Origin of the sequence: uncultured Nostoc sp. (genome assembly GCF_964245445.1) — a bacterium.
Classification (GTDB): Bacteria; Cyanobacteriota; Cyanobacteriia; order Cyanobacteriales; family Nostocaceae; genus Nostoc.
Genome location: NZ_CAXTNE010000484.1, coordinates 1 through 2817 on the forward strand (window position 1 = coordinate 1; position 2817 = coordinate 2817).

A 2817-nucleotide genomic window follows, 5' to 3' on the forward strand; every position below is an offset into this window, starting at 1 on the left:
CTCGCTACTATCCACATCTGGATTCACAAAATATTATTAGTGGGATAGGTTCGTGAATCATCCCGACACTATTGATACTTATAAAAATCTGGCGGATCTTCGCGATCGCCTCCCCCCAAATCAAGAATAGACTACATGGGGATACAAATTTAAAGGTTTTGTGCAAAGCGTACCGTGATAAAAATGAAAAGCGCGTTAGCCAAGCTTACCGAAGGTATCGCCTAGACTAAAATTAATATTGAATAAGTAAAAATGCCTGATTACTTATTCAAAAGCAACTTTTACTTTCTCAAAAGCAGCTTTTAATTTCGCATTTTAGTGTTTTCCACAAACAAAAGCAGCTTTTACTTTCTCATTTTAGTGTTTTCCGCAAGCAAAAGCAGCTTTTACTTTCTCAAACTCCAGTTTGCTTACTCATTAGAGTAATTTACGCATTCATTTTGGTATATCATTGAGCCAAAAACTGGCGTAGGCGTAGCCCGTTGGAGACATCGCTTTAGTCTGGAGTATAAATCGACAAGCGATCGCTTAAAAAGGAATCCATTCCAAATTTTTTTGTATCCTGAAACATTTGACATGACTTCAGCATAAAATTTTTTTACAAATTTTTTCGAGTTTTTAGGTAATTATATGTGATTTGAACTACTTTTTTTAGACATATCTTAGAATGTAGATGCATACAATGGAGCTATTTCTTTCTAAAAAATCGTTACTGCGATCGCATTACCTTTTTCTAAATTCCATCCAAATTGATGATATGGGCAGTGACAGCCTAATTAACTAAGTAGACGATTTATCCATAACTGGATCGTCAGGGAAGAGGAAAAGGGAGCAGGGGAAAATCCCATAAATAAATTTATTTGCTTTGAAACCCTTTTTGCTTTTGGAATGAGCGTATCTTTCTCCCCTGCCCCCTGCTCCCCCAGGGTGCTAAGACAGCGTAGAGAGAGCTACAGGATATCTTCCTCACCGTACCAGCAGCTATGCATACCGAAAAACCCGCTACCCATGAACCGGAAGCTTTATCAGTACAAGATTCCCAGAGTTTCCCAGAATCAAAAGACTTATCTCAAGAGAATTTAGATACTTGTCAATGCTCACAAGCCGCCTTACAAATGGCATTAATAGCCAGTGGCTTGGGGTTGTGGGATTGGAATTTAGTAACTAACAAAACCTATTATGATCCTCACTGGAAGGGCATCCTGGGATATAGAGTAGACGAAATTGAAAATGAGCATAAATCCTTTGAACAACTTGTACATCCACAGGATTTATCAAGAATTCGCCAGGTGTTGCATGATTACCTGGAAGGATGCACACCTGTGTTTGAAGTGGAATTGCGAATGTTGACCAAATCCGGGGAGTGGAAGTGGATTTTGACTTGTGGCAAAGTATTTCAGTGGGATGAATTCGGTAAGCCAGTGCGGATGGCGGGGACGCACAAGGATATTACTCAAGATAAAGCGATGTCTACGACGGGCTGCGCCTACGCTACTCAACAATACCAACTATTTGAACAACTCCAGTCTACCGAAGACCAAGCTAGGGAAAAATCACAGCAGCTAGAAACTACCCTCGAAGAACTCAAATATACCCAAAAGCAGTTATTGCAGAACCAGAAAATGGCTAATCTCGGTCAACTGGTGGCGGATATGGCTAACGAAATTAACAATCCCGTTAGCTTCATCTACGGCAATCTCCATCCTGCGAGTCAATATGCTGAAGACTTAATCAGAATTATTGAACTTTACCAACATCACTATCCCACACCGATACCAGCCATAGCCTTACAGCTGCAACGCCTCGACCTTGGTTTCGTGAAGAAAGATTTTTTAAAATTGCTATGGTCAATGCGAGCCGGATCTGAGCGCGTTAAAGAAATTGTTTTTGCCTTGCAGAATTTCTCAACTTCTGACGAAGGTCAAATGAAAAAAGTTGATCTGCATGAAGGATTTGATAGTGTTCTCAGAATTTTGCAACATCGTCTCAAAGAAAAGCCTGATAGAATCGGAATTGAAGTAATTAAAAACTTTGGGGCATTGCCTTTAATCGAGTGTTACCCTAGTGAACTAAATCAGGTATTTATGAACATCTTGACTAATGCCATTGATGCTTTAGAAGAAAGGATGAAATATGATTATTTTTTTACTCCAAATATTTTTATTCATACGGAAATTATTAGCAGCCATTTATCATTAGTCAAGAGTAATGAAGTTTGGGTAAATGATAAACTACTAAGAAAAAAACACAAAATTATAATTCGCATTTCTGACAATGGTCAAGGCATACTTCCTCATATAAAACGACATATATTTGAACCATTTTTTACGACCAAGCCAGTAGGCAAAAGTCAAGGGCTAGGACTATCAATTAGTCGAGAAATTATAGTTGAAAAACATCAAGGTAAACTTAAGTGTAATTCTCAATTAGGTCAAGGCACAGAGTTGGTGATTGAGATGAATACAACAGCAAGACACTATACCGCTATTAGAAAACACGCCAGCTTTTAGATAATTAACCTTAGGCAGGAGGATGCATTGACAAGGCGATGGTTGCATCCGGGTAATTCAAGCTCATTCGGTGCTGAAATATGGCGATCATATAGTTAATCCAGGCAATTGAATCATCCGGCGCTCAGAAATCCATGTTTCCTTCATAATCAGTCCGATTAGCGATCGCCGCTAGAGATACACTGGATAGAATATAGACCTCTTGCAAAAGTCCCTAATACCCCATCCCCAACCCCTCCTTTTACCAAGGCTACGGTGTACACACAAGTCTGAAACAGTTCACTCATCTGAGTTTAAGCGTAAGTTT

General features: G+C 39.2%; 1 protein-coding gene. It reads left to right on the plus strand.

From position 1 onward, the window contains the following. Nucleotides 1-983 precede the first annotated feature (983 nt). A complete protein-coding gene (locus ACFE90_RS37585) occupies nt 984-2510 on the plus strand; it encodes a PAS domain-containing protein (protein WP_375507309.1) in 1527 nt (508 codons plus the stop codon). Nucleotides 2511-2817 lie beyond the last annotated feature (307 nt).

What these genes read in the sequence shown, in the direction of transcription:
- ACFE90_RS37585 (WP_375507309.1), top strand. Translation starts at nt 984, where the DNA reads ATGCATACCGAAAAACCCGCTACCCATGAACCGGAAGCTTTATCAGTA.